The sequence below is a fragment of the uncultured Maribacter sp. genome (assembly GCF_963977385.1).
Classification (GTDB): Bacteria; Bacteroidota; Bacteroidia; order Flavobacteriales; family Flavobacteriaceae; genus Maribacter.
Genome location: NZ_CAXBOU010000009.1, coordinates 41,200 through 66,851 on the forward strand (window position 1 = coordinate 41,200; position 25,652 = coordinate 66,851).

The 25,652-nt window shown below is 38.4% G+C and carries 30 protein-coding genes and 2 tRNA genes; 6 read left to right on the forward strand and 26 right to left on the reverse strand.

The genetic code is table 11. From position 1 onward, the window contains the following. Positions 1 to 60: 60 nt before the first annotated feature. Positions 61 to 498, reverse strand: a complete 438-nt coding sequence (locus tag AAC084_RS10825; protein WP_339840198.1) for a BLUF domain-containing protein — start codon at positions 496 to 498, stop codon at positions 61 to 63. A 141-nt stretch (positions 499 to 639) separates the two neighbouring features. Then, positions 640 to 717 (reverse strand) — tRNA-Arg (locus AAC084_RS10830). Between the two features lie 134 nt (positions 718 to 851). On the opposite strand from AAC084_RS10830, the gene AAC084_RS10835 reads away from it, so the two are divergent. Then, positions 852 to 2,105, forward strand: a complete 1,254-nt coding sequence (locus AAC084_RS10835) for a site-specific integrase (RefSeq protein WP_339840199.1) — start codon at positions 852 to 854, stop codon at positions 2,103 to 2,105. Between the two features lie 219 nt (positions 2,106 to 2,324). Here AAC084_RS10835 and AAC084_RS10840 read toward each other — a convergent pair whose 3' ends face one another. The 17 genes from AAC084_RS10840 to AAC084_RS10920 all read right to left on the reverse strand — a co-directional run bounded on the left by AAC084_RS10840 (position 2,325) and on the right by AAC084_RS10920 (position 12,938). After that, the gene (locus tag AAC084_RS10840; RefSeq protein WP_339840200.1) at positions 2,325 to 2,798 is read right to left on the reverse strand and encodes a DUF6730 family protein; all 474 of its coding nucleotides are present in this window, start codon (positions 2,796 to 2,798) and stop codon (positions 2,325 to 2,327) included. Between the two features lie 12 nt (positions 2,799 to 2,810). Beyond that, entirely contained in the window at positions 2,811 to 3,680 is an 870-nt protein-coding gene (locus AAC084_RS10845) for a relaxase/mobilization nuclease domain-containing protein (protein ID WP_339840201.1), read from the reverse strand. Then, entirely contained in the window at positions 3,677 to 3,982 is a 306-nt protein-coding gene (gene mbpA / locus AAC084_RS10850; RefSeq protein WP_339840202.1) for a mobilization protein MbpA, read from the reverse strand. Before mbpA ends, AAC084_RS10845 begins: the two co-directional genes overlap by 4 nt. Then, a complete protein-coding gene (locus AAC084_RS10855; RefSeq protein WP_339840203.1) occupies positions 3,979 to 4,935 on the reverse strand; it encodes a toprim domain-containing protein in 957 nt (318 codons plus the stop codon). The genes mbpA and AAC084_RS10855 overlap by 4 nt, the downstream gene beginning before the upstream one ends. Before the next feature lie 208 nt (positions 4,936 to 5,143). Next, the gene (locus AAC084_RS10860) at positions 5,144 to 6,349 is read right to left on the reverse strand and encodes a primase-helicase family protein (protein ID WP_339840204.1); all 1,206 of its coding nucleotides are present in this window, start codon (positions 6,347 to 6,349) and stop codon (positions 5,144 to 5,146) included. A gap of 77 nt (positions 6,350 to 6,426) precedes the next feature. Further along, positions 6,427 to 6,696, reverse strand: a complete 270-nt coding sequence (locus tag AAC084_RS10865; protein WP_339840205.1) for a helix-turn-helix domain-containing protein — start codon at positions 6,694 to 6,696, stop codon at positions 6,427 to 6,429. 458 nt (positions 6,697 to 7,154) lie between these two features. Next, on the reverse strand, positions 7,155 to 7,964 hold the full coding sequence (locus AAC084_RS10870) for an NHL repeat-containing protein (RefSeq protein WP_339840206.1): 810 nt from the start codon (positions 7,962 to 7,964) through the stop codon (positions 7,155 to 7,157). Between the two features lie 11 nt (positions 7,965 to 7,975). After that, the gene (locus tag AAC084_RS10875) at positions 7,976 to 8,269 is read right to left on the reverse strand and encodes a heavy-metal-associated domain-containing protein (protein ID WP_339840207.1); all 294 of its coding nucleotides are present in this window, start codon (positions 8,267 to 8,269) and stop codon (positions 7,976 to 7,978) included. Positions 8,270 to 8,279: 10 nt separating this feature from the next. Then, positions 8,280 to 9,125: a hypothetical protein gene (locus tag AAC084_RS10880; protein WP_339840208.1), complete on the reverse strand. Its 846-nt coding sequence runs from the start codon at positions 9,123 to 9,125 to the stop codon at positions 8,280 to 8,282. Next, positions 9,068 to 9,430 (reverse strand): hypothetical protein, encoded by a 363-nt coding sequence (locus AAC084_RS10885; protein ID WP_339840209.1) that lies wholly within the window; start codon positions 9,428 to 9,430, stop codon positions 9,068 to 9,070. Before AAC084_RS10885 ends, AAC084_RS10880 begins: the two co-directional genes overlap by 58 nt. 4 nt (positions 9,431 to 9,434) lie before the next feature. Next, a complete protein-coding gene (locus AAC084_RS10890) occupies positions 9,435 to 9,848 on the reverse strand; it encodes a heavy metal-associated domain-containing protein (protein WP_339840210.1) in 414 nt (137 codons plus the stop codon). A gap of 98 nt (positions 9,849 to 9,946) precedes the next feature. Further along, complete coding sequence (locus tag AAC084_RS10895; RefSeq protein ID WP_339840211.1) at positions 9,947 to 10,504, reverse strand: hypothetical protein; 558 nt, start codon at positions 10,502 to 10,504, stop codon at positions 9,947 to 9,949. Between the two features lie 383 nt (positions 10,505 to 10,887). Continuing rightward, positions 10,888 to 11,157: a thioredoxin family protein gene (locus tag AAC084_RS10900; RefSeq protein ID WP_339840212.1), complete on the reverse strand. Its 270-nt coding sequence runs from the start codon at positions 11,155 to 11,157 to the stop codon at positions 10,888 to 10,890. A 178-nt stretch (positions 11,158 to 11,335) separates the two neighbouring features. Next, entirely contained in the window at positions 11,336 to 11,704 is a 369-nt protein-coding gene (locus AAC084_RS10905; RefSeq protein ID WP_339840213.1) for a metal-sensitive transcriptional regulator, read from the reverse strand. A 66-nt stretch (positions 11,705 to 11,770) separates the two neighbouring features. Beyond that, complete coding sequence (locus AAC084_RS10910; protein ID WP_339840214.1) at positions 11,771 to 11,977, reverse strand: GDCCVxC domain-containing (seleno)protein; 207 nt, start codon at positions 11,975 to 11,977, stop codon at positions 11,771 to 11,773. Beyond that, on the reverse strand, positions 11,977 to 12,573 hold the full coding sequence (gene merTP, locus AAC084_RS10915) for a mercuric transport protein MerTP (RefSeq protein ID WP_339840215.1): 597 nt from the start codon (positions 12,571 to 12,573) through the stop codon (positions 11,977 to 11,979). The genes AAC084_RS10910 and merTP overlap by 1 nt, the downstream gene beginning before the upstream one ends. Continuing rightward, a complete protein-coding gene (locus tag AAC084_RS10920) occupies positions 12,570 to 12,938 on the reverse strand; it encodes a metalloregulator ArsR/SmtB family transcription factor (RefSeq protein ID WP_339840216.1) in 369 nt (122 codons plus the stop codon). Before AAC084_RS10920 ends, merTP begins: the two co-directional genes overlap by 4 nt. 268 nt (positions 12,939 to 13,206) lie before the next feature. On the opposite strand from AAC084_RS10920, the gene AAC084_RS10925 reads away from it, so the two are divergent. Next, on the forward strand, positions 13,207 to 13,602 hold the full coding sequence (locus AAC084_RS10925) for a response regulator (protein WP_339840217.1): 396 nt from the start codon (positions 13,207 to 13,209) through the stop codon (positions 13,600 to 13,602). 277 nt (positions 13,603 to 13,879) lie between these two features. Next, complete coding sequence (locus AAC084_RS10930; RefSeq protein WP_339840218.1) at positions 13,880 to 14,047, forward strand: DUF6747 family protein; 168 nt, start codon at positions 13,880 to 13,882, stop codon at positions 14,045 to 14,047. Positions 14,048 to 14,369: 322 nt separating this feature from the next. Here the strand turns inward: AAC084_RS10930 and AAC084_RS10935 are convergent, their stop codons facing one another. The 7 genes from AAC084_RS10935 to AAC084_RS10965 all read right to left on the reverse strand — a co-directional run bounded on the left by AAC084_RS10935 (position 14,370) and on the right by AAC084_RS10965 (position 21,893). Further along, the gene (locus tag AAC084_RS10935) at positions 14,370 to 14,648 is read right to left on the reverse strand and encodes a Txe/YoeB family addiction module toxin (protein ID WP_339840219.1); all 279 of its coding nucleotides are present in this window, start codon (positions 14,646 to 14,648) and stop codon (positions 14,370 to 14,372) included. Next, on the reverse strand, positions 14,648 to 14,917 hold the full coding sequence (locus tag AAC084_RS10940; protein ID WP_247097545.1) for a type II toxin-antitoxin system Phd/YefM family antitoxin: 270 nt from the start codon (positions 14,915 to 14,917) through the stop codon (positions 14,648 to 14,650). Before AAC084_RS10940 ends, AAC084_RS10935 begins: the two co-directional genes overlap by 1 nt. Before the next feature lie 378 nt (positions 14,918 to 15,295). After that, positions 15,296 to 16,180: a type IX secretion system membrane protein PorP/SprF gene (locus AAC084_RS10945; protein ID WP_339840220.1), complete on the reverse strand. Its 885-nt coding sequence runs from the start codon at positions 16,178 to 16,180 to the stop codon at positions 15,296 to 15,298. A 21-nt stretch (positions 16,181 to 16,201) separates the two neighbouring features. Further along, positions 16,202 to 17,788, reverse strand: coding sequence for a gliding motility-associated C-terminal domain-containing protein (locus tag AAC084_RS10950; protein ID WP_339840221.1), 1,587 nt, complete (start codon positions 17,786 to 17,788; stop codon positions 16,202 to 16,204). A 44-nt stretch (positions 17,789 to 17,832) separates the two neighbouring features. After that, a complete protein-coding gene (locus AAC084_RS10955; RefSeq protein WP_339840222.1) occupies positions 17,833 to 20,535 on the reverse strand; it encodes a hypothetical protein in 2,703 nt (900 codons plus the stop codon). 732 nt (positions 20,536 to 21,267) lie between these two features. Beyond that, a tRNA-Arg gene (locus tag AAC084_RS10960) sits at positions 21,268 to 21,341 on the reverse strand. A gap of 105 nt (positions 21,342 to 21,446) precedes the next feature. Continuing rightward, entirely contained in the window at positions 21,447 to 21,893 is a 447-nt protein-coding gene (locus tag AAC084_RS10965) for a MarR family winged helix-turn-helix transcriptional regulator (protein WP_339840223.1), read from the reverse strand. A 119-nt stretch (positions 21,894 to 22,012) separates the two neighbouring features. On the opposite strand from AAC084_RS10965, the gene AAC084_RS10970 reads away from it, so the two are divergent. The 3 genes from AAC084_RS10970 to AAC084_RS10980 all read left to right on the forward strand — a co-directional run bounded on the left by AAC084_RS10970 (position 22,013) and on the right by AAC084_RS10980 (position 25,644). Continuing rightward, positions 22,013 to 23,119 (forward strand): histidinol-phosphate transaminase, encoded by a 1,107-nt coding sequence (locus AAC084_RS10970; protein ID WP_339840224.1) that lies wholly within the window; start codon positions 22,013 to 22,015, stop codon positions 23,117 to 23,119. A 63-nt stretch (positions 23,120 to 23,182) separates the two neighbouring features. Next, on the forward strand, positions 23,183 to 24,313 hold the full coding sequence (gene hppD / locus AAC084_RS10975; RefSeq protein ID WP_339840225.1) for a 4-hydroxyphenylpyruvate dioxygenase: 1,131 nt from the start codon (positions 23,183 to 23,185) through the stop codon (positions 24,311 to 24,313). A 170-nt stretch (positions 24,314 to 24,483) separates the two neighbouring features. Beyond that, the gene (locus AAC084_RS10980) at positions 24,484 to 25,644 is read left to right on the forward strand and encodes a homogentisate 1,2-dioxygenase (RefSeq protein ID WP_339840226.1); all 1,161 of its coding nucleotides are present in this window, start codon (positions 24,484 to 24,486) and stop codon (positions 25,642 to 25,644) included. The last annotated feature ends 8 nt before the right edge of the window (positions 25,645 to 25,652 follow it).

Below are 25,652 nucleotides of genomic sequence, written 5' to 3' on the forward strand. Positions count from 1 at the left end.
AAATAGGGTTAAAAGTGTTTTGCTAGTTTAAAATATTATAGCTGATGTTCAAGTAAACATTTACAGTGGTGGCTCGGAAATAAGTTTTTTTATTTTTTTCCAAAATAGTTTCGCGGTAGTACTGGTAGGTTCAACTAAGTCAGACAACATGATTAGATTTCTTTTAAATTGTTCAAATTCATATTTAGTTGCGTGTTTCTCGTCTATAGGATAATACGCCATTCCCCAATTAGGAAAAGTCCGCTCACTTATTTCATCATCAGAAAAGATGGTTACGTTTTTATGGCGCTCGTCTATTTTAATCTTTTTGTAGAGTGCTTCAATCTTTTTTTTATCACCTTCTAGCAATTGAACAAAGCCACCTTGAAAATAAATAAGACATCCGGTAATACCATTACGTTGATTATTTACACGAGCCTTTTCTAACAGCTCTTCCATATTAGTAACCTGAACTTCTTCTGTCGCAGTAGATTCATAAGTTAAAGTGTACATCTGCATTTGAACTGATTTTAGATAGTAAAAATAATAAAATCGTGAAAATATTAAGTATTTACAGAATAGAGACGTAGCTAAATGAAATAAGAAATATAAAGGTTTACATACTAAAAACAAAAAAGCCCCTTAAAAGGGGCTTTGAAGTGATGGCACTAGGATTCGAACCTAGGACCGCCTGCTTAGAAGGCAACTTTTTTAGTACCATCCTGAAACAAACCAACCCAAAATTAATCTTAATCGACTGATAACATGACAGATATACTCATTTGTTCTTATTTGATGTTAAAACGCATCAAATAAAACTAAGCACAAACTAAGCACATTTTTGAGTATCTTACAGTAGAAAATTCAAACATATGGCTAGGGCTAGATTGATTTTAGATGTAAGAAAACACTCGAAAAATAATTCAGGGTTATTTCCGATTGCATTAAACTTGTATCATAAGAAGCAAAGGATTTTGCGACTTTCTTTTAACACATCAAAAGATGGCTGGGATTCTAAAAACATGGTTCTTAAAAAATCGGCTATTGCCAATAGAGAACAAGATTGTGACTACATAAATAAAATTTTAAATGAGAGAATATATGCCGCTAAAGCAATAATCGACAAACTTGGAATAACCATAAATAATATTACCGTTGATACACTAATAGAGAGCATTAAGGAATCTTGGGATAGTAAGTTAGATTCAAACTTGAAAAAAAATCTTTCAAACGGAATACTACTATCTGAATGTGGTAAAATCTTAATTGACCGTAAATTAAAAGAAGGAAAACCAAGTACTGCTAAATGGTATAAGGAATCAATTTCAGCATTTATAAAGTTCAATAAAGGTAAAGCCATTAAACTCTATCATCTAAATGTCACTTTTTTGAAAGATTTTGAAATGGATAATAAAGCGAGAGGTAATTCAAATAATGCAATAAGTTCATATATGCGAGCTATTAGGGCAATTTATAATAGTGCCGTAAAAGAAGATAGGTACGTTCCAATTAAGAATCCATTTAATCATTACAAAATCCCAACATCGAGACGAACAAAAAAGAAAGCGCTAACAAAGGAAAAAATAATTGCCATTAGAAACCTTCAATATACAGAAGGAAGTAATCTATGGCACACTCAAAACTATCTATTATGTATGTTCAATTGTAGAGGAATGAATTTGATAGATCTTGCCAAGTTAAGATTGGTAGATATCGGAGAGAGTCGAATTTTTTATGGTCGCAGTAAAACTGGAGATCCTTTATCGGTGCGAATTACAAATGAGTTTGCTACTATTCTGGAATATTACTTGAAAGGCAAGAAAAAAAATGATTTTGTTTTTCCTATCGGTTATGATGGGTCGGTGGCAACCTTTAAGAAGTATACTTCTGATCGGAGATTGGTCAATAAATTATTAAAGCAGATTGCTAAAGATGCCTGTATAGAAGAAAAGATAACCTCATACTACATTCGACATTCTTGGGCCACTATCGCTAAGAACATGGGTATTTCTACAGAGATTATTAGCGAAGGTCTCGGACATCATTCAATAAAAACAACCGAAGTATATTTGAAAAGCTTTGATAACTCTGTGTTAGATGACGCTAATGAATTGATTGTGTCTTAGAGCTTATGATTTAATTTTTAAGTTGTGATAGACAGAATCTCTTTTAACTGGTAGCGTTTAATGCTATCCACTATTAAACCAATTTGATTTTGAGCTTTTTGTTAGTGGTTAAAAAACTTGTCCCCAAATCTTACCATAACTTAACTGCGCATGGATCCTATGGAATTTTTGTAGCGTTCCGGCAGATAAGCGTTAAGTAAAAATTTCATAGGGCGCACGCTACTTTTGATTTGGAACACGTTTATTTTCTTTTCTCCATTTCTGATATGACTCATAATGCTCGGGGTTCTGAATAAAATAGCCTTGTACATTTGACATTGTTTCTAGCTTTCCTTTAGCAAAAGCCTCATCTTTCAAAGTGCCGATTCTAGATACTTGAAAGCCTAAATATCCAATGGTTACTAAAGAGACAAACCAAATTGAATAATGAAGCCATAACTGTATTTTCGGAATCAATCTTGCTTTTGAAATTTGATTATCGATATCAAATAACGATTTCTGAAGGTCTGTACTCTTGGTCTTCTTAAAGTTCAAATGTTCACGCAGCAACCTTTCAAATTCAGAAGTATCTGATTTTATCTTTATGTTGTCTATATTTTGAGTCAACAGTTCTAACTTATCTACAGTTTTATTAAAACCGTCCAGCTCATCATTTAGCAACTCCATTACTTCATCCAGTTTCTTATATCCCATAATCTCCTATTTTTAATATCCTATTCCCGTATCAATTGCTCTTTTGATTGTTTTTTTGATGATATTCTTGGCGATGCTTGCGGCAAAATTGGTGCTCATTTCCATAGTTTTTCCAAGTAAATTGATAGTCTTCCCTAACTTTATTGGTTTAGTTATTCCATTATTTTGGGAAAGTTGCGCCATTATTCTTCCTCCAGACATAGAGCGGTGAACCTCGCTTGCTTTGAAGTTATGACCTTGATATTTGAAACGAAACCCTTGTAATCTGTTCGCCTTGTTGATGCTCGGAATGACGCTAACGTTCCTTTCCTGCATCGCTTTTATATAGGAGTCTAATGTTTTAGGGCTTTCGGTCTTCATTACGTTCTGATGAATATTCTTAATTTCAAGCCTGACTTTTATGAAATTCCGTCCCCTTTCCAGTTGTACTTCCTTGACCGTGGTAAGCCCCATTTCCTTGGCAACATTTTCTGCAGCCAGTTGACTGCGTTTTCCAATAAAGCTATCATTGTAGGCCTTACCGTCGAAACCAATACGATTGACATAAAGATGTACATGAGTATGTGCCTTGTCTCGATGGACAAAAGCGATGGCTTGATTCTCCTTCAATTGCATTTGCTTAATGAACCTTTGGGCGACTTCTCCTAACTGTTCCTTGGAAAGGTTCTTACCCTCTTCGGGTATAGGGCTAAGAATGAAGCTCAAGGTGTTCTTTTGGCAACGGGTGTTTTGTTCCTGTATCAGCTTAAACTCTTCTGTTATCTGTTGAGGGTCAGTTCCCGCCAAATGCTCGCTAAATACAATTTCGGCATCTTTCTCCTGGTTCCAACCGTATTCGATACTTGTCCCCGTATGCCCTATGGAAGTTCCCTTGCCTATCATTTCGTTATTTTTTTAAAATTATAGAGGTGTGTTCGAATTTCCTCTGCTAATTTTTCGACCTCACTTGCCAGTTTCGGGTTACGTTTCTTAAACATGTTTCTGATACGGGTAAAGTTACCTTTGTACTTTACCAGCATTTTATATTGTGTCAATTGTTCCTCCGTCAAACGCTCGATAACCGAATTACCAAAAGCAGAACTTCGGCAATATTCAGAAAGGGAAATACCTGCCCGTTCTGCCCTCTTTTTTAGTAGCTTTTTCTCGTAGATGGAACATCGAAATTTGATATAGGTTCTTTTCATTTCTCTTTTTCTTTGCGACCGCCGGGAGTAAAGCGAGTTTGTTTTTGTGGCAACAAAAACACATCTCGCACTCCCTGACCAAATCCATTTTTAGCATTAAAAATCAACCATTCGTTCATATCCTTGAATCCTTCATACAGACTTGGTTTGTCCAGGCAGTTATCGGAATGAGCAATCAATTTTTGGGTTGTTGCTTTACCATTTCTGTCATTATCCAAATAGAGGTCGATTTGATGATAATCATCAATAACTTTCATCGCTTTGTTTAAAAATGCAGTAGAGTTCAAAACCAAAAAATCATATTCCAATTCCAAATTATTAGTACTATCTAAAATCGATAATAGGTCGAACATCCCTTCAGTAATAATGAGTTTATCATTTCCATTTTTAATATGGGTGATATCCTTAGGTGAACTAGAGTTCTTATAATACTTGTTCCGTAATTCCCATCCGTCTGAATCGTTTTTAAGCCCTATAGCAAAGTAAGACCTTCCCTTATGCAGATAGTGAACCTCATAGCAGTACATAGCTGCTGTAGCAATGGATATGCTTCGTTCCGCTACATATTTTAATAGACTGTAATGTTGTAAGGGTCGTGCATAAAGAATTTGAAGTCCTTTATCCTTTTCAGTTTTAATGACGGGCTGCTGTTGAAAAGAAAAAGAGTCTTGATCCTCTGCTATAAATTTTAAAGTTTCACTAACGGTAGATTCTGTAATCAAACAAATAAGGTCAATTACATTTCCGCCTTTTCCTTCTCCGTGGTCGTACCATCTATTGAGTTTCTTGGACACCTTAAAAGAGGCTTGGATTTCTGAGCGGAACGGACTCAGGAACCAAGCTTCTTTATCGTTTGTATTGGTTGGAAAGTGCCCTAGTTTTGCCAGCGCTTTTTCGATGGGAAAAGCTCGGGCTCTTTCACACGATAATCTGATTGTTCTTTCTTTTTTCATAAGCCATATGATTTTAAGTGTTTTTTTGATGTTTTGATGACAAACCCTTAGTAAGCCTTATTTTAATTAGGTTTCTTCTTCATCATTCTCTTCATCGATTCATCGTTTTTGCTTTTTTTATGTTAGTTTTTGTCATCATTTTATTTTTTGATGAACAAATGATGATATACTGATGACAGCTTTAGCATCGATAGCTTAAGGGAAAAGCTTAATCTGTCATCGATTCATCAAAATTGTCAAGCAAAAAGAGTTTGTCCACTACAAAATAGCGTCCCTTGGCATCCAATAGTTGCATAGAAGCATCTTGCCAAATCACTAATTTTTGATAGCTCAGAGAATTGTCTTTGTTCTCCAGTTTCCAATCCCTTTTAAGTAATCTTCTTAGCTGGGTCAAATCCGTCTTTATTCGTGTCCTATTTAATAATTGTAGCGCATCCAAAGGACAAATATCTATTTCTTCAATATTGAATTGCTCCATAGCTCCTAGGAGAATTGTAGCAAGTTCTTTTTCGACCCTATTACGATTATTCTGCACCAACTTTTTCAAAGCAGTTGTTCGTATCTGATTTGGAGTAAACCACATTCTAGTAGTATGATTCGTTGAAAGCTCCCTTTGTCTTAAATGAGAAAGGAATGCGGGTACTTCCGATATCAATTGATTCAAAAAATTGGTCTCCTCTTTTTTGAGTACTGGTATTTTCAGCACCCAAAAACGGGTCTCGTTCCCGTCTATCTTGATGAAGTTGTCTTCATTATTGCTGCATAAGACGAACTTCCCAAAGAACTCCACTTCACGTTTGTCTTTTCCCTTGGCTTCCAACTTGTTGATATTGGTTGTGCTTAGGTATTTGATACGTTCTGTTAGTTCTTCTTTGTTGAATAATACTTCATCAATACAGATAAGTAACTTGTTCGCCCAGTCCGCATTAAACTGACTACTGAAACTATCATTAGTCAAGTAGGTCATGTTGTTATCAAAGATGGCTTTTAGCCATTTTAGAAAAGTGCTCTTACCCGTGGAACGTTCTTTAGAAACTAAACACAGAATGGGTAATACTTGTACTGGTTTGGTGTACAGTAACTGCAAGTAGTCTAACCCTAAGTCATATTGCCTACCAAAAATGTGTTCGATGAAACTCAATGAAGTTTTACATTCCCCATCTTTGGGTATTTTGGATAAGGGGGAATAGGTATTGTAGAAGCCTTTATATTCTTGTTTGAAATCGATGTGATTTGGAATACAGGTAAAGCCATCATACTTCGGAACTTTGCTCAGGTAATCCTTTCCATGGTCTTGTCGGATGGTCTCTATGTTCCAATGTACCAAGATTTCATTGAAATGGCCTGCGATGGTTGGTGCCTGCACTAGTTTATAGTACGAAGTGCCTACTCGTAAGTATGGTACTGTTTTCATATAATGACGTTTTAAACACCAAGAGGATTCCCAAGGTGTAAAAGTGAGTTGATAAGAAATTTTAGAAAAGATATCGTCTAGCGAATAGACTCCGCTATCACTTCGATTTCTTGGATGGATTTCCGTTCGTTTTGAAGTAGCCAACGAACGATTTTCTTTCTCTCGAAAAATATCAGTTTTCCATTAGGTTTGGAGTGCGGAATGTTTCCCGCAGCGGTAAGTTTATACAGGTAACTTCTGGATATTCCCGTATAGTCACAGGTTTCATCAAAGGTTAATACCTTTTTATTCGCTATTAAAAGTTTTTCCAAACGGTCGAGCCGTTCGAGAATTAAAAAATTGTCCATTGCTTTCCTTTTTTAGGGTTACGAAATGAACAAAAGCGCTTTTGTTTTCCTTCAATATTATTACTGGATAAATGTATGAAAATAGGTGAATAAAGAAATAACTCACCGCAAAGAGTTATTCACAAATAATTGATATACAACAATTTAAAATAAATAACATCAAACTAGATTGTGCTAAAAGGACATTAATTTTATTTGGTTTCATTTGATGCCAAACAGGACTAAATAAAATGAGGTTATAGCCCGTGATTTGGCAGAAAAATGTGGGTTATCAACAATTGAAACAGTAAAAACAATAACATTATAGCTTTATAAGGTCAGATTTTAGAATTTGACTTAACTGAATCTTAATTCTATACTCTAATATTATCTATGATAGAACTAATGTTGGATTTAGAAATACTGTTCCGAAAAAGGTTCGTTTTACAGTACTGAAAAATAAAACCCAATCTATGCCACTATCTAGCAGAGTAGACCGATATTGAATTCTCCTTGAAATTTGCTATGTACAAAGTATTGCCATCCAGTAAAACATCAGTTGGATAGTTGATATTACTCTTCAGGATCTGGAAAAGACTTCCATCGATATTAAAGATAAGTACCCTACTGTTTTCCTGATCTGTTACCGCAATAAAATTTCCTTTTAGGTCTATTGCAGAAGCTACATTCAATCCGTCCTGCTGGCCCAGAACTTGAATTAACCTACCTTTTAAGTCAAATACCTGTACCCTGTTGTTGTATGCATCGGCAACATAGATTTTATCTTCCTGGATTTTTACGTCTATGGGATAATAAAGTTCCCCGCTATCGTGCCCTTCTTTTCCGATAAAACTAACCTGACCGTTTATTTGGAGGATAATTCTATTATTATAAAAATCTGCTACGGCTATAGTGTCGCTCTTTACATCGAGTCCTGCCGGTGCTTCTGGTTTAGCATTCAAATCAAGGGGCGATTTTTTCCCGTTTTCAAAAACCCAAATGGTATCCGTTAAAAATTCAGGGACATACAATTTGCCTTTGTTGAAACCGATATTCATTGGCCGCTCAATGCCCACTATGGAATCCAGTACGTTTCCGCTAAGGTCTATTTTTAGCAATCGAAATTGATCCGGGTCCGAAAACCATAAATCATCACCTGTTTTGGCCAACGCCAGAGGTCGTGCCTTTGCGGGAAGCTCTATTTTTCTATCGAATGTCCATGTTTTACTTTCTTTCTCACAGCTGAAAAGCAATAGGGAGAAAACCAATACTATCAAAAATCTATTCATCGCCTTCCCTTTTAATGGTTCCTGGAGTAAAACCCGCTGCTTTTATCTTTTTCACTGACCACGCTTTCTGAAATTTGTATTCCGTCAGCGATTCCAAGAAGTACAGACCCTTCATCAATATTTATAGCAATGCTTTCTACTCCTTCAATTTGTTTAAGGTTTTTCTCCAAGCCATAGGCACAAAAGGGACAGGCCAGACCATCTACTTCTATCACAACCTTACCCTCCAACGGTGTCGTTTCCGTTTGCGCATTCAGTATCATAGTGCTTAGCCCCATGAACAGCAGTATCAATAACTTTTTCATTTGCTTATTTTTAAAAAATCAATATTCTCGTTCCTATTCTCAAAATGTAGTTTGTTTGTTGGTTGTTTGGGGCTGCATCTGCCAATGGTATTTGAATGCCCGATTCAAAAAGTAATTTTCTTCCCGCTATATATTGAATGCCCGGAGATAAAAATATATTGTTTCTCACATCATCGAATACATAATTCCCGTTAAGCTCCAAAAAAACATTTAGCTGGTTTGGTGGGTATTTTTGGGGCAACAAAGGAAAGCCTACCGCAATATTATAGATAAGATTGTCTGGGAGACCATTGCCCGAAATATTATATCCCACTTCTCCATAGATGCCATACTTAGTGGTAATATAACCGTTTACCAGGCTTAAGGTTGTCTGATAAGCACCGGAACCTAATGCGGGCATCTTGCTTGAATTTCCAGTAGGAAAGGTTTCGGTCAGTTTGATCAGCCCCCTTAATGTCGTACCCTTTCCGTCCTTTTGATACAGCTGATACTTGGTAAATACCTTTAAGTCCCCGAAACCGGATCTTGATGAGACTCCTTCAGGAGAAATCGATACGTAAGGCAAGACAGTAACCACCTGCCATTTACTGGTAATATTATAGGGCAATACCAGAATTTGTGAATAAATATTAGCATTCTCTTTGGATATAATATTTCCAAAAGTACGTATACCGCGACCTTGTACACCCAACATTATAGGGGTATCCGTAAAAATAGGAGGACCTTGCGCCTTCATTTCCAGGCTCAATAACATCGAAAATATGGTTGTTAATAGTAATGTTTTAGGTATGAGCATTACTAATCGATTAAATAGTTTATGAGGGTCATTATGACTACCAAAAATGTAGTTGTCCATAAGAACCATTTATTGTAAGTCGAATTTTTATTGGTTTGAATACATCCACATTCACTTGTATCCTTACTTCTTTCTAAAGCACTCACTTGGGATTTCCGATAGGTTCTGTAATGAACAATACCCAAGGTCAAAAAGGAAATACTATACAAATACGTCCTGACCGGATGTAACCATTCCAGACTGGATGAAAGACCCATAAAGCCCGCGACGCCGATTAAAATAGCAGGCGTCCAACAGCATAAAAAGGGAAGTCCTGCTGTAAAAAGACTAGTTCCCAAAAGGGCAGTTTTCCTTAGTTTTCCCATACTACTAGAGGATTTCCGTTACCGTAATCTTCCAATTTCCGGATAGTTCTTTGTCCTCTTCATCCTCAACAATTCCGCTTAGTTTTACCGCTCCCGTTTTCAGCTTTAAACTTATACCGTTTGAGGAGTCGTTGACGATACTATAGGTTTCTGTATCTGTTTTAAGATAAAAGTTACCGTTTTCATTGAATAATTTGCCTTCAACGACCACTTCCGCTTTTTTAGCGGAGAAACCATTATTCTTTACTTCTTCCTGAATTTGACCGAGGCTTAAACTGTTATTTTCTGAAAGCTCTATGTACGCTTTTCCGTCGTTCAGACTTACCCTTACATTTTTTAGTCCATCCATTTTCTTAAGCCCACGTTCCAATCCATAGGCGCAAGGGGCGCAATCCATCCCAAAAACTTCCTGGTTCACTTTCTGAATTTGTGCTTTGGAACTAAAAATTCCAAATATTGTTAGTAGCGCAATACACACCGTTTTTTTCATCTTTCTATTTTTTAAATTTAATTCTATTATAGCCAGTAACTTAAATTAATGGATATCCTGTAATTTTCCTTTACTGCACTTGGGGTCAGGTCTTGCACGACAGGGAACAAGGCTCCAAATGAAATTCCCCAAGCCCCATACAATCCCAAAAAGGAAGGGCCGACCAATACTTTTTTGCTTCGTGAATCGGTAAAATCCTGCTGTTCCAAATATCGATTGTCTCCGGGAAATTCGGCAAGGGATTCTACAAAGACCCTCCAATCCGGTTTTGGATAATCGCCCATAAAGATATCCGGTCGATATCCAACCACAACACTTGCATAGGGCAGATCTCCTAATTGTTCATTGTCCTTTTCAAAATAGAACTGATAGCCACCACCTATCCAAGCGTACCAAGTGCGGGAGGCATATCCGGTAGATACAGCTCCGTGAATGGCATTACCTACATTTACCTGGCCACGTTCATCATCGGTAGGAGTTGAAACACCTAGGATCGCTGTAGATTCCAACCGCTTCCCGACCCCAAAGGAATTGGAAAAAAATCGGTACCATAACGAAGCCTCGATATCCCCATTCGCGGACATATTGCTATTACCACGAGTTCTGGGTGCATTGTCCAATCGCTCTATCATTGTGGGCGTGGTCAGATTTACCTGCAAATCTTCGGTAATACCGTAGGAAAACAAGTAACGTAGCATATATGAGGTTTCGGTTTTTGTACTCAAACTCATTGCGGCGACATTTAAATCGACACCGCCCTTGGCAAGTGTAGGGGTTTGTAGACCATAAAGCGGCCCGTGCCCTTGAGCATATAATGCTGATAATGTCGATAGACTGAAAATCGATAAAAAAATGATTCTTAAAATCACGTTGGGAATTGTCATATTTCATGGATTTTAAAAGATATCCCACTAGTACAGTAACAAGATAATTATTGAAAAAAAAAGGCCACCCCTATTTTGATTACCTATTGCTGGCCGATACCGGCCTCTATCAATTTTCCCTTGGTAATGGCCGGATCTTTACAACAATCCAACAATTTGCCATCAACGGCCACAGCCGGTATTTTATGTATGCCGTAGTCGTACATTTTGGAAAGACAGGTCTTATCATCACATTGCTTTACCAAATCATATATGGTTACTTCACACTGATCACAAGCCAGTTCATTGATCATTTGAACTACCGGGTCACAGACCGGGCAATTGGCGCTAAAAATTTCTACTTGACGTTTCATTTCCTTCATATTTAATATTGATAAATCCTTTTTGTCATTCATCAAAACAACGGACCGAAGGTATGATGGGGAGTGGGGTGGTCTCCAAATAAAAAACAAAAAAAAGCTTACCGATTGGTAAGCTTTTTAATTATTAAGATTGAATGGTACGATTTTTTGCTATAAGGAATAGTGCCGATTAATCATTATCAGCGTTACTATTTTCGATACCTTTTCTAAGCACGTCTATTTCCTTCATCTGTTGGGTAAGGGTATCCAGTTCCAGATTTGGGAATTGTTTCCGTATGAATTCAATACGGTCTTCATTGCCACAATTTCCAGGACAAGCTTCAACAGTCTCGGATATTTTTATGGCCAGAGCCTTTCGATAGGTTTCATCCAGTAAAAGGAAGTGCGCTTTATCAAGTCCTTTCCGCGCTGCTTTAAATTGAATCAATATTTTGTCGGGGTCGGCATCCTCATCAAGCATTTTTATAAGGCCGTTTATTTGACCACTGATGCTCTGAAGCCTTGTTTTTATGTCCTTGCTTAAATCTCGTGGTATCATCAGTTCTAAAATTTTGGCAATATATAACTGTCTTGGGAGTGGTCTGCAAATTTATCCTGAAATTATTTAGCAACAACCAGAACCTTCCTGAATAGGCGGGCAGGCCACCGTTCCATAGGAACAATAAACACAGCAATTGCCTTCTTTTGGTTTTAATAATGTTTTACAATTCTCGCATTCGTAGAAAAACTGGCATGCCGTTGTGGTCATCACCTCTTTCGCTTTATGTCCACATTCAGGGCAGGTAATCGTAGATTCCAACTGTACTTCCATTATTTGATTATTTTGTATCCGGTACTTAATATGGCAGTTTCTACCTTTTGAAGGTCGACCTTGGTTTCATCGTATTTTACGATTGTATTCGCCGCTTCGTAATCTGCATCGACTTTTAGTATGCCATCTAGTTTATTGACTTCACTTTCAATATGCGCTTCGCAACCAGTACAGGTCATTCCTTCAATGGTTACCCTGATTTCCTTTACATTCGATTGCTCTACATACACGATTTCCTTATTTGTTTCGGGAGAAGAATATAAAATATGGGAGTAATGAGGAAAGGCCAACATCATACAGGTAAATAATGTTATCAAAAACAAAAATCCCTTGGAGTTAATGAACTTGGGTTTCTCATCATCACATTCACAGTCAATTTCGGCTTTGGTTTTGGGCTTGAATTTTTGGTACCATGCAAAGGCCAGGACTAAAATTGTAAAGCCGATTAAATAGGGTCTAAAAGGTTCTATCCAAGAAAACGTAGAAACCAAACCTGTTGTTCCTGACAGTAAGGCAAGCACAGGTGTTATGCAACATATGGATGCTGCCAGAGCGGTCAGAACCGACGTGCCAATCAATTTGTTGTTTCCAATCATACCACTATATTTTCGTTTTTCAATAAGTTAAGAATAGGACGTAAGGTCTCCATCTTATTCTTGTTTAGTGCATAGAATATGGTCTGCGCCTCCTTCGTGGCGTAGATTAAATCTCTATCCTTTAGTTTTCTTAGGTGTTGTGAAATTGCGGACACGTTCATTTGCAGTATATCACTTAAATCACAAACACAAAGCCTTTCCTCCCTTTGGAGCAAAAAGAGAATTTGAAGCCTAACTTTATTTCCAGCCAAGTTCAGAACTTCTGAAACAAAGCTTAAAGAACTGTCCAACTCCTCGATTGAAGACCTACAGTCCATTATTTGTTTTGCGTCTGCTTCCAATCTAATACATATTTGCTTTCCCATAAAACAAAGGTATGTATTTTAGTATTTGCTTTAATACATAGATACGTTAAATTATAAGGTCCATAAAATGGCCAGTTGAAAGAACAAATGAAGAAAATGGTTTGAGTACTATTAATGGTTCTTTTTACGGAACTCGCTTGTTTCGCCGAAAATATTGACCTTTTGAACCCATACCAATTAGAATTTCTATAAAAATTGAATTCTATTGCCCAATATCTATTAAAGTGTTAAAACTTTCCCATATTTACAGCCTATAAATATGCCAAATATGGAATTGAAAGTTTTAATAATAGATGATGACTTAGTGTCGCAATTTGCATCGAGATATTGTATAGAACAATCAATTTCCAATTGTAGGACCATAGTTTATGACACTGCCGAAGCTGTCCTCAACATGTTTGCCGATCCTTTACATAATGAAGAGGACGTGCCGGATCTATTATTCCTCGATTTGGTAATGCAGGGTATGGACGGCTGGGAATTTCTCGAAAAGCTAAAGATTGGCAGTAATGCTTTACAGAAGACGGACATCTATATTCTATCCGCCTTTGCAAATTCGAATGACCGGGCCAGGGCCAAGGGGCACCCTATGATAAAAGGGCATTTTGACAAACCGCTTTCAAAAAGTATCATGGATAAGATCCTTCATTCAAAAAAGCAGTAAACAAATCGTTTTATCGAAAGGCAATCTAGACAATAGTGTGATAGGTGTAATTTGGCAGAGCCGCGTTTTTTGATTCGAGCAATCCAAAGTTCATAATTGCTGCATCGACTTCCCTAAGAATTCATAAAGAACAGATATACATTCGATTAAGTGCCATAATCCAAGATGAATATATTTTGTATGGGGTTTAAACCCCATTTATTAACATCTTGAAGAAAAAGAAAATAAAAGGTAAATTACTGTAATATCTTTGTTCCCAAACCCTAAATAATTTAGTATGGAAACAATTTTACTTTTTAAGGAGATTTACCTAAATGGATTCAAGCAACTGGGAAATTGGCTGGTGAAAAGCTATTTCAAAGCTTTTGCATGGTTCAGTTTCGCCATGTTCGTAGTAGTCCTATATGCTTTTGGGTTCAGATTATTTACTGGATTCTCTTTTTGAACGATTTAATAGAATTAATATTCAGGTGCTTTGATCCTTCCGTAGCTTTACGGAAGGATTTTTTATATGTGGGAATATTGGTTTCAGGTTTTTATTTAAAACATTAATAATTGCTTCTTTTTTGGTTTTCGAAATTAATGTTTTTAAAAAAAGAATTTAAGTGGCACTAAAAAATTGCAATCGGAAAGAAAAGAATAAAATAGGAGCGTCCTCTAGAACTGCGGTTTTACAAAACTGGTTTGAAGTACAAGTAGTGCTCCCTAAATCGTTCCGTTTAAGAAACTAGGCCGGGGCTTTTCATAAGATAAGTAGCCAACTGTTTTTATTTGTCGTCATAATGAAATCGACATTGAATAATTGTACATTTCTGGTCAATTCCTTTTTTACCGGAAACACGGTAAACAAGTCTGTGCTCTCCAGTAATTCTCCTTGACCAAAACCCCTTAAGTCCGTGTTTTAGCGGTTCAGGCTTTCCGAAACCTTTAAAGGGGTTTTGTTTAATTGCCTTTATCAACTCCTTTATTTTAAGAGCTGTATCAGCATCATTTTCTAACCAATATGTAAAGTCATCCCAAGCGTGTGCGGTGAAATCAATGTTCATTATTGTGCCAGTTGAATTTCATCCTCATTATAAGGAACTAACTCTCCATTGGAAATTTGTTCAATTGATTCTGCAAGTCGTTTTCTATTAGCGTTTGTAGATAATAAATGCTCTGTTTCTTTCAGTGAATTATATTCGCTAATAGACATTATTACAACAGCATCATCTCCTTTAGTTCTTGGAACGATTATAACTTCCATTGATTTAGAAACATAATCAAATTGCTTTTTCATACTCTTTCTTAAAGTAGATATTGTTATAGCTTTCATAATATTATTATTTATGTACAAAAAAATGTACAAGTAAAAGTACTATATTTGTATCAAATGTCCAAATATTTCTTTCTTTGTTCGAATTTAAGCTTTTATGTAAAAAATAGTTCTTTAAAACGGTCGTGGCTGCTGCAGAACTATAGAAATTATCCTTAAAATGGCTACCTCGTCACTTTAGCATACAAATCCCTTTTTTTTAGCTACGCAAAATGGTATTTTTTGAAAGTTCAATTACAAATGGGATTGAAAATACAAGTTGAATGAGGTAGAAAATAGATTTAGTTAAACTTTATGGCCTTGGGCTATGGAAGCAGCTAGTCACTCAGTTTTATAGAACATTGTAGGAATAGTAAGTTCTTTATTACTTTAATCGGGTTACAGGTTCAGCTTCAAAAAAAGCTCGTGTGTCCCATTATTACTACTTGCCAATGTAGAATTTATCGAGGCCTCATATGCATATCCTATATCAAGACTATCGGCCAGGTTAAAGAGTAGGAAACCAGCAAAGCCTTCGTCAAGCCTATATGCAGCTCCAAGTTCGAATATTTCATTGAAGCGAAGCGCGATGGTCAGATCGATGGATAGTGGCGCGCTCTCCACATACCTGATCATTGAAGAAGGCTTCAATATCAAGTTTTCATTGATCTCGATATCATAGGCACCCATCAGGTACATATGCAATCTGTTCCTGCCCAATCTTGCCGATCCGCCGTCCTGTTCCAATCTTTTTGGTTTTAAAATCTTGGGTAAGGAAATGGACAACGAAAGCCTTCTATTCTGGAAATAGATTCCCGCGCCCAAATTCGGGGTTATCCCTCCGTCGATGTTCATCAGGGAGGGGTCTGATTGTATATCGAAGGTTATCAGGCCATCCGTATTCGCATTATAGGAATTGCCCGACGCCTTAAGTCCAAAGTAAATGTTCGTATATCTATCCCACTGAACCTGATAGGAAAAATCAAGTGCCACGGAAGTCTGGGTCTCTATGAAGGTCTTGTCATTTATGATGCTGAGCCCCAAACCAACACTTCTTCCTAAATACGTACCGACCAAAAAACTTTGCGTTTCAGGGGCGCCATTTACCCCGGACCACTGGCTCCGTACGTTCGCCCCGAACTCTGTCTTCTTTTCCGCTCCGGCGTAGGCAGGGTTTACAAAGTTCATATTGTACCTGTAGAATATAAAGCTGGGGTCCTGTTGTGCCATCGCGTTCAACGAGAAGAGGGCAAATAGCACGATATATATGTTACTTATTTTCATTATGATTAAAAATTGGTTGGATTAATAGTTGATAAAGATCCATCCATCCATCGGGGTCGACCCGTTTCTGAGGTCGATGACGTAGTAATAAGATCCCGCAGGCAGAATTTCCGATTTCGAACGGTACCTACCGCCCCAATCGTTTTGGTAGCCCGTGGCCTTGAATACCTGATGTCCGTAACGGTTATGAACGGTAACGATCGCATTCGGATAATTTTCAATGCCTTGGATGACCCATGTATCGTTTATTCCGTCGCCATCGGGCGTAAGGGCATCTGCCGCAGTAATGGGCCGTTCTTCCCCGATATTGGCATTGTCATCATCAACATCGGCATTGGCCCCTACACCGTCCCCGTCAGCATCAATACTTTCATTAGGGTCGTTCGGGAAGGCATCATCAATATCCGGAACACCATCGCCGTCGGTGTCAAGGGTATCATCACGGGTATCATTTTCATCGTTGATACCATCGCCGTCACTGTCCGTGCCGTTATCGGGAATTCCATCACCGTCAACATCAACATCATTGGTATCGTTGATGCCGTCACCATCCGTATCGGTGCCATTGTCATCGGTGCCGTCACCGTCGACATCGACGTCGGCCCCGTCGGGAATTCCGTCACCGTCGATATCGGGATTGTTATCGTCCGGATCTAGAACATCGGGTAATCCGTCGTTATCGGTATCTGCCAAATCTTCATCGATGGCAACGCTCGCTAGCGCAAAAACACCTTCAAAAGCTACTGGGGCCGCAGTTGTAACAGTCTGATTGTTCAGGCTTACTTGGCCGCCCAAGTCTATCCACCTTGCTTGACCTGTATTCCAATGCACAATATGAATGTCTTCCGGAGAACTTGTTATTTGGGTCGGTGCCGTATTTGTATTCCAAGATAGTTTTAAGACTACGGGCGCGCTGCCTTGTATTGTTCTTACATCCCAATAGGCAGTATTGTCTATAAATACAATGGTGCTTTCTTTTTGGTTATGTGCATAGTCCGTATTGCTGTTTTGTGCTACGTATTGTGCCGAAAGTGTAGTGTTTGCATCCGTTATGCCCTCGACCCCTATACGTCTTATATACCCATTTGCCCCTACGGGGAAATCAAAGGCATCGTCACCGGTCTTTAGCACCGTACCGTCTACAAAACTTTGATCGCTTGCACCGGTATAGTCAACATTGGGCTCTACGTTGAATTCGCCGCCAAAATCACGATTATGAAGTATGCCGCTTGTGAAGTCTATTCGTTCGGTCACCATCAGATCTGCAAGCAGTTGATAACCTGCGGTATTATTTAATTGCAAATGCGGAATTTCAATCATCTGCGCTCCCGAAATATTTTGGGGTACCGCACCTGAAAAGTTGGTTATGGATTGGCTCGATAACGGGTCATCAAACGTATACCCGCCATGGTTGATCAGGTCTTGTTTTAGATGAACCACCCCGTTATTGCTGAACATACCGTCCGCGGTATTGGTGAAGTCTTTCGCAAAAACGATACTGGTGTTTTCTGCAAGGGATATGGTGCCCTCGTTGCTTATCTGGCCGTATGCGGTCAGATCGCTTCCAAGCAGCAGCACTAAAAGGATTAATCTATAGCTATGGTTCATTTGTTTACAGTTAAAGGCATAAAATTCAAAAATGGCATATAGGATCAATAGGTGTCGATTATAGTATATAATTGGTAGGCACGGTTAATGGGCCGGGTCTCGGTATCACCGCCCCCGGTAACGGAGTGTGAGTGACTACCATCCGAACCTGTGGTTCTATTTGCTTCCCGCCTTTCCCCAACATCGTCCCCAGATCCAGTCGCATAATTTGCCTGATTACCACTATCATAATAATAATAATCCCCATAGGAATGGGTATGTGCGCCCGTTGAATTTGTCGTAAAGGCCGTATTGGGTTGGGCTGTGGCATCATCTTGAAAATTTCCTTCTGTTGTTGCATTGCCTCCAATGTTACGCATGAACATACCTGCAACGTCTGAAGGGAAGACAATATCATTGCCGGAAACAAATTCAGTATACTGTGACGCCCAAAGCGGATAGGTGGTAGCACCGTTCACTATAGTACCTGGAGAGACCGCCAAATACCCATTGGCTTCGGTCTTGCCGGACTTGGCAAACACGAATTCCCCAATTCTTTTTGAAACTTCCGTTACCCATTCCGGCGCCGTACCGGCGGAATTCATCTTTAAATATTGTCCAGATGTGCCTTTTGGAAAATCTACCCAGTCCGTACCGTCATTATAAAGCATGGAACCCTCGGCCTCTCCAATGACCTGTATTTTGGTCCCGTCCACTGCATTTTCCGATATGGTTACTATTCCTGTATCAGTTATTGTAGCGTCGCCGCTCATGGCAACCGATTCAAAATCGGTTCCGTCAGCCACCAAAAAATTACCGGCCGTTGCCGTTGCCGTGTTTACATCCGTCAGGTCGGTCAAAGCGGAGGCCGCTTCCGTTGCCCATTCCGGTGCAGTGGCGGCACTATTCACTATCAGTTTTTGTCCGGCAGTACCTGTATTAAGGCTTACCCAGTCCGTGCCGTTATAGTACATAAGGTCTCCTGCAGTATCAGACCCCAAGGCAATATTTTCGCCAGTTATGACATTGTCTGAAATGCTGACCACGCCTGCATTCGTTATCGTAGCGTCTCCGCTTATATTTTGGGCAGCTGCAATACCGGAACCATTTCCTATAAAAATGGTGCCGTCAGCTATTGTATTATTCAGTTTGTTTTCATCCAAAACTTTTCCTTGATTTGCGGAAAGTGCTTCCGTTGTGCTCGTGCTGGTCAGGTTATCGGTGACCGTCACGGTGGTTTCGTTATCGTCCACATATTTTTTGGTGGCAGGTTCGTAGTCGGCATCCGGGGTGAAAGCGGTAGTGTTGTCAAGTTCCAGAACATCGGCCTTGGCGGCTTTTGCAACATTCAATGCCCTTCCTTGATTGGCGGAAAGTGCTTCCGTTGTGCTGGTACTGGTCAGATTATCGGTAACGGTAGTTTCATTGTCGTCCACATATTTTTTTGTGGCAGGCTCGTAATCGGCATCTGGGGTAAAGGTTACCGTATTGTCAAGTTCCAGAACATCGGCCTTGGCGGCTTTTGCAACATTCAATGCCCTTCCTTGATTGGCGGAAAGTGCTTCCGTTGTGCTGGTACTGGTCAGGTTATCGGTGACCGATACGGTAGTTTCATTGTCGTCCACATACTTTTTTGTGGCAGGCTCGTAGTCGGCATCCGGGGTAAATACTGTTGTGTTGTCAAGTTCCAGAACATTGGCCTTGGCGGCCTTGTCGATGTCCAATGCCCTTCCTTGATTGGCGGAAAGTGCTTCCGTTGTGCTGGTACTGGTCAGGTTATCGGTGACCGATACGGTAGTTTCATTGTCGTCCACATACTTTTTTGTGGCAGGCTCGTAGTCGGCATCCGGGGTAAATACTGTTGTGTTGTCAAGTTCCAGAACATTGGCCTTGGCGGCCTTGTCGATGTCCAATGCCCTTCCCTGGTTGGCGGAAAGTGCTTCCGTTGTGCTGGTACTGGTCAGGTTATCGGTGACCGATACGGTAGTTTCATTGTCGTCCACATACTTTTTTGTGGCAGGCTCGTAGTCGGCATCCGGGGTAAATACTGTTGTGTTGTCAAGTTCCAGAACATTGGCCTTGGCGGCCTTGTCGATGTCCAATGCCCTTCCCTGGTTGGCGGAAAGTGCCTCCGTGGCACTGGTGCTGGTCAGATTATCGGTGACCGTTACGCTCGCACTATTATCGTCCACGTACTTTTTGGTTGCAGGCTCATAATCGGCATCCGGAGTGAAGACTGTTGTGTTGCCAAGTTGCAGCACATCTGCTGCATCTGCCTTGGTGCCCAATGCCGTAAGGTTGGCTGCTATTCCGGTCTTATTGGCAGTAATATCATCAGCCTGATCCTCCGTAATTCCCGTTTTTGCCGTATTAACATCTACTAAAGTTTTTAGAACACTTCCTTGGTTGGCAGACAGGGCATTTGTTGTACTGGTCGATGTCAGATTATCATCTACGGTAAGTGATGCCGTATCTAAAGTGGTCGCTAATTTATTCCATTTGGCATCACCCCAATAATAATACCCGGGTGTCAGACCAGATACCGTACTAATATTATAGACCAAAAGACTTTCAACATTTCCATTGGTAATGGTACTGGTATCTACGTCGGATGTTAATGCCACTTGAGGTATCAATACCCCCTTGTTACTGGCCACAACTTCTAATTGCGTCGAAGCGTTTGGTGAAGTTGTTCCTATACCAAACTGGGCAAAGGAATGCGCACCTATTAAAAAAATGGTCACTTGGAGTATTTTTCTTACGGTCATGATTTAAGTAATTTGATTTTGGAAGTGGAATTGCGTTTTTTCTTACAAACATTAACCGCAAACCTAAATTTTTGTTGTAAGACAAAACTCTATTTGTTGTGAAGAAGATAATTATGTATATGAATCGATAAAAAGTAGTGGTTTATCGATGAAATACAATTTTTAATTCCAATTTTTGGCAAAAAATTTTGGATGAATTTTGTGTAGGATGGTTCAAATAAAGATGTATTCTTTTTTTAGCCTGGATATTTTTTAAATTACTTGGCATATGGCAAGGTTCAGAATTTTTGGAGCTACACTGTGATTTCATGTGTAAACTATGTAGACTGGCTGGTGTCTTAAAACGGCCGATTTAAAGAACTAACGGAATGAAATGAAAGTAGATTGATTTCCAGTTCCATTTGTCGTTCTTTTTAGTAGTTCCGGTAATTCGCCTTTTACGGAACTAAAAAAAAGTATGAGAGTGTAAAAAAATGAGACAGCTTGTATCAAAATGAATTGCTAAACCGTTTAGTTGTTGCTCAATAAGGTTAAGGGTTGAATGAAAAATTATCTAGCCTATCGTCTAATCCTGCGCATTGTAATCAAAAACAATGCAGTTTGTAGCAAAATGTATTAAAATACTGTTAAAATCAAAAACTAAGCACATACTAAGCACATTTGAGTAATTTAATTATCACATATATTCTATAAAAAACAAAAACCTCTAGTAAATACTAGAGGTTTCGGATGTGATGGCACTAGGATTCGAACCTAGGACCGCCTGCTTAGAAGGCAGGTGCTCTATCCAGCTGAGCTATGCCACCGTCACTATTTTTTCAAATGTGGGTGCAAACTTAGTGAAATTTATAGACTGGTAAAACCAAAATCAACTAAAAATTTGATTATTTCTTGCATGTGCTAAAATACGGCTACGACCTACCTTCATATTGGTCGAAATTCTCCCACAATTGATCTAAGACTTTATAGAATATTTCGAATTCTTCTTCGGTGATACCCAGTGTACTAGCCTTCCTTAAGTCCTTTATAAAGGGCATTACCTCTTTCATAAGATTAGTACCTTCTTCGGTCATTACCAATTTAAAACGTTTTTGATCATCTCTAAATCTAGACTTACGTAAGAGGCCTTTTTTGCACAAACCGCTAATTACCCTAGATGTTGTGGCTCGATTTCTAAAGTTAGATTTAGCGATATCAGCTTGTGAAGCATCTTTTCCTTCTAAATGTACGCGCTGTAAAATCACCCATTGCTCGATGGTTAAATCAATACTGTTTTCTGCAAATACCTGTAAAAATGTGCTTTGTACCTTTTTTAGAGTACGGTCTATATATACTCCGAATCCCTCTGTCCTGTCCATAAATCTTCTAGTTGTTCTTTCAAAAGTAAAGGAGTTTATCGTTAATATTGTTGTTAATGCAACAATATTAAAAAAAAAGTGTAATTTTACTTCAGACAATGAGGTAAATTAATAGTAATATGCAATTGGGATTTAAAAAGTATATTTTAGAAGATAGCACCTATAAGGGTGGAGGAAAAAAGATTGTAATGCCAGATGGTGTTACAGTACATAAGCTTTCTTCAAATGAAAACCCGCTAGGGTATTCACCCAAGGTAAAGCAAGCATTAGCAAATACATTAGACGACTTGAGCTTCTATCCTGATAATACAGATATTAGATTAAGAGAAGCTTTAGTAAGGGATTTTGATGGGGCGTTGGATGCCGATAATTTTATAACCGCAAATAGTGGTTCTGAAATTATTGATATGATATCTAAAGCTTTTTTAAGTGAGAATGATGAGGTGATTGTTAGTCAGCCTTGTTTTCTTCCGTACACTGCTTTTACAAGATGGATGGGGGCAACAGCTATTAACGTGCCCATGACCGAAGATTATGATTATAATTTAGAAGGTATTCTTGATGCAATTACGACTAAAACCAAATTGATTTTTCTTGCGTCACCTAATAATCCTTCAGGTAACTATATCCCTTTAAAGGATTTGCGTGATTTTATTAATCGTTTGCCAGAGCATGTAGTATTAGTGCTAGATGAGGTATATCGTCATTTTGCTGAAGCTGAGGATTACACATCGGGTCTTCCTTTTGTTATAGAAGGTAAAAATGTAATCGCCATTAATAGTTTTTCAAAAACGTATGGTTTGGCAGGTTTACGTGTAGGCTATTGCTATGCCCCATTAGAGATTAGTAATTATATGCGAAAGATATGCAAGCCTTTCTTACTCTCTTCTTTGGCATTAGAAGGTGCTATTGCAGCTTTAGAAGATGTTGATTTTGTAAATAAAACGGTTGCATTGGTAAAGGAAGAAAGAAAATTCGTTTTGAACGGACTTGATACTTTGCAAATAAAATACTGGCCTACACAAGGTAATTTTGTACTAATCGACCCGCCTGTTCCAGATATGGAATTCACGGCTTTTTTAGAACAACGAGGAATCATGGTGCGCCCAGTAGGTAATTTTGGAGCTCCTGGTAAAGTCCGTATTTCATTTGGTGTTAGAGAGGCTAATAAAGCACTTTTAGTTGCTTTAGAGGTTTTAATGAAAACCCAAACTACGACAGCATAATTTTTTTAACGTACATGTTGCATCAGCAACAATTAATAAAACAAAAATTTAAATCTATATACAATGTCAACTTCAACAGTAAAAGAAAACAAACACAAAGAGGCACAAGATTTTATGCCGATTAACGGTACAGATTATTTAGAACTGTATGTAAGTAACTCAAAACAAGCAGCACATTATTACAAAACTGCATTCGGCTTTAAATCTTTAGCCTATAAGGGTTTGGAAACTGGCAGTAGAGTATATGAGTCTTACGTAATTGAACAAGACAAAATTAGACTGGTATTGACATCACCATTAAAAAGTGGAACAGATGTAGGTAGACATATCGATAAGCATGGTGACGGTGTTAAGGTTACTGCGTTGTGGGTAGATGATGCTACATATGCTTATGAAGAGGCTATGAAAAGAGGTGCCAAAAGTTATATGGAACCCATTACAGAAAAGGATGAACATGGTAAAGTAGTCAGCTCAGGAATCTATTCGTATGGTGAGGTTGTACATATTTTTGTAGAACGTAAAGACTACAATGGTACGTTCCTTCCTGGTTATGAAAAATGGGATAGTGATTACCAACCTACTTCTACTGGCTTAAAATTTGTAGATCACATGGTAGGAAATGTGAATGAAGGTCAAATGAACTATTGGGTAGATTTCTATGCCAATGTAATGGGCTTTAAGCAGATTATGTCTTTTGATGATAAGGATATTTCGACAGACTTTACTGCTTTGATGAGTAAGGTGATGAGTAATGGTAATGGTCGTATTAAATTCCCGATTAACGAACCAGCTCCAGGAAAGAAAAAATCTCAAGTAGATGAGTATTTAGAATTCTATGAAGGAGAAGGGGTACAGCATATCGCCGTTGCTACCGATGATATTGTAAAAACGGTTACAGATTTAAAAAGTAGGGGGGTAGAGTTTCTTACTATTCCAACGACGTATTATGATGTCTTGACAGAAAGAGTTGGTGAGATTGATGAGGATATTGAGTCTTTAAGAAAATTAGGTATTTTGGTAGATCGTGATGATGAAGGCTATTTACTTCAGATTTTCACCAAAACCGTACAATCAAGACCAACAATGTTTTTTGAAATTATTCAAAGAAAAGGAGCTACTTCTTTTGGTAAAGGAAATTTCAAAGCCCTATTTGAAGCTATCGAACGAGAGCAAGAATTAAGAGGAACTTTATAAGTTTAATAAATTTCTGGAAAATCCAAGAATAGTTTCCTTTTAAAGGAAGCATTTTTAATTAGTAAACTACCTCTAGGCAAACCCATGAGGTGTTTATAAGAAAACAACTTTAAAATTTCGAGGTAAGCCTCGGAGCATTTAATCTCGATTTTCGAGTAAAACGAACGTATATGCCTATTTATCACAGACAAGGAGAAATACCGCCAAAGCGGCATACGCAGTTTAGGAAACCGAATGGAGAATTGTATTCTGAGCAATTGTTCGGTACAATAGGCTTTGATGGTATGTCCTCTTTATTATATCACCACAATAGACCGACCATGGTCAAGGAGATTTTAAAGAGTACAGATGTTTCACCAAAAATTGCGTTAGAAAGAAATATACGTTCGTTAAAATTGGTAAGTTTTAATGCCCCTGCAAAAGATGATTTTTTAGAGGCTCGTGAACCTTTGTTGGTGAACAGTGATGTTCATATCGGAGTTGCAGCACCTAGAAAATCACTACGAGATTATTTTTATAAGAATACCGATGCCGATGAAATGTTGTTCATTCATAAAGGTACCGGTACTTTACGAACCATTTTCGGACAAATTCCGTTTGAATATGGAGATTATCTAATTATTCCTCGCGGAACCATTTATCAAATTGATTTTGATAGTGAGGATAACCGCATATTGTATGCAGAGTCTTTTTCGCCTATTTATACCCCAAAACGATATCGTAATTGGTTCGGTCAGTTATTGGAGCATTCCCCGTTTTGTGAGCGTGATTATAAACTACCGCAAAATTTGGAAACTTTTAGTGACACCAATGAGCACCTGATTAAGGTAAAGAAGCAAGGGGTCATGCATGAAATGCTGTACATTGGTCACCCTTTTGATGTCGTAGGTTGGGATGGTTATAATTTTCCTTACGGATTCTCTATTCACAATTTTGAGCCTATCACTGGTAGAATTCATCAACCACCACCAGTGCATCAAACATTTGAAACGAATGCCTTTGTAATATGTTCTTTTGTGCCAAGGTTATATGATTATCATCCGCAGTCCATTCCAGCACCATACAATCATTCGAATATAGATTCTGATGAGATGTTGTATTATGTTGACGGTGATTTTATGAGTAGAAATGGAGTTCAGCCGGGTAATATTTCTTTACATCCAGCAGGTATACCCCATGGTCCGCATCCAGGAGCAGCAGAACGTAGTATCGGTCAAAAAGGCTCTGAGGAGTTAGCGGTTATGATTGATACATTTAAGCCTTTAATGGTCACTGAGAACGCTATGAAGCTAGATGATGGCGACTACTATAAATCTTGGTTAGAGAAATAAGACTTCTA